Annotated in this window: 2 protein-coding genes; one reads left to right on the top strand and one right to left on the bottom strand. The window is 69.1% G+C overall.

Translation table 11 applies throughout. The features are described from left to right. A partial coding sequence (locus ACLF3M_RS35205; protein WP_430661679.1) for a pyruvate formate lyase family protein occupies positions 1–1,138 on the bottom strand: 1,138 nt, incomplete at its 3' end. A gap of 305 nt (positions 1,139–1,443) precedes the next feature. Between ACLF3M_RS35205 and ACLF3M_RS35210 the strand changes: the two genes are divergently transcribed. Next, the coding region (locus tag ACLF3M_RS35210; RefSeq protein ID WP_430661680.1) for a hypothetical protein at positions 1,444–1,740 on the top strand (297 nt) is incomplete at its 3' end.

Consider the following 1,740-nt stretch of genomic DNA (forward strand, 5'->3'; position numbering starts at 1 on the left):
ACTGCTTCGACCAGAGGACGGTGATGTTCGGCTCCGGCGCCGGCCCCAGGTTCGTCAGCGTGTGCAGCACGCGGTAGCTCGTCCGCGTGACCATCGTGCGGCCATCGAGGTCCATGCCGCCGACGCATTCGGTCGCCCAGTAGGGATCGCCGCTGAACAGCGCGTCGTAGTCCGGCGTGCGGAGGAAGCGCACGATGCGCAGCTTCTGCACGAGCTGGTCGATCAGCTCCTGCGCGCCGGCCTCGTCCAGCGTGCCCTCGCGCAGGTCGCGATCGACGTATGCATCGAGGAAGGTCGATATGCGGCCGATCGACATGGCCGCGCCATTGGCCTCCTTGATGGCGCCGAGATAGGCCAGGTAGGTCCACTGGACGGCCTCTCGCGCGGTCTCGGCGGGGCGGGCGATGTCGCAGCCATAGCGCCTGCCCATCTCCGCGAGGTCTTCCAGCGCGCGCATCTGCTCCGCGAGTTCCTCGCGCGTGCGGATGATCTCGTCGGAGGGCCACATCTCGTCGACCTGGGCGCGTTCCGCGCGCTTGGCCGCGAGCAGCCGGTCGGTGCCATAGAGGGCGACCCGGCGGTAGTCGCCGATGATGCGGCCGCGGCCATAGGCGTCCGGCAGGCCGGTGATGATGCCGGATTTCCGGCACCGCATGATCTCCGGCGTGTAGGCGTCGAAGACGCCGTCATTGTGCGTCTTGCGGTATTTGGTGAAGGCCTCGTGCACCGCGGGGTCGGCGGGGAAGCCGGCGGCCTTCAGCCCGGCCTCCACCATGCGGAGCCCGCCCGCGGGGAAGATCGCCCGCTTGAACGGCTTGTCGGTCTGCAGGCCTACGATCACCTCGTTGTCGCGATCGATGTAGCCAGGCGCATGCGCCAGCACGGTGGACGGCGTTGCCGCGTCGACGTCGAGCACGCCCTTCTTCTGCTCCTCCCGGAAGAAGGGCTGCAGCTTCTCCCACACCGCGAGGGTGCGGGCGGTCGGACCGACGAGGAAGGTTTCGTCGCCCTCATAGGGCGTGACGTTGCGGACGATGAAGTCGCGGACGTCGATCGTCCGCTGCCAGCGTCCCGGCTCGAAGTCGCGCCAGCCGCGCACCGGCGAAAGGGGGCCGGGCGCCACGTTGGTACCGTCCATCTCAGCGTTCCTCCCCGGGCCGCTTTGACGCCTCTCGATCCCGCAGGCGACGAGGCCCGCGGGTCGCCTGGCCTCACGCGGGCTCCGCTTCTGGCTGCGAGACTAGCGCAGGCACGATGCTGCGACGGCGCCGAGCGCTATCGGAAAACACGGGTTCTGGAGGCTCGCTTCTCCTGCGCGGCGGCACGGCATGCGCCGCTGGCGTGATGACGATCCGCAAGCCCGCCTGTATGGTCCGGCATCGGAGTCCCCGCGCCTGGCCCGCGATGGCACGGCGCGTCACGGGTCGGAAGGTTGGTGCGTCAGTGACAACGACTGCCGAGATGCATCCGGCCGCGCCGCATGCGCTTCCCTTCTTCCTGCCGGGGGCGGACGGCTCCGACCCGCTTCTGCTCGTGGCGGGCGGCATCCTGCTGGTCTCGGTGCTGGGCTTCGGGCTGGTCTTCCTGCGCATCCACACCCTGCCCGAGCGCATGGCCCATCGCGGCCACAAGCTGCAGTTTGAGATCGTCGCCGTGCTCGGCCTGCTCGCGCTCTTCACCCACATGCACGTCTTCTGGGTCGCCGGCCTGCTGCTCGCGCTCGTCGACCTGCCGGATTTT

This window comes from Falsiroseomonas sp. HW251 (assembly GCF_050563545.1).
Lineage (GTDB): Bacteria > Pseudomonadota > Alphaproteobacteria > Acetobacterales > Acetobacteraceae > Falsiroseomonas.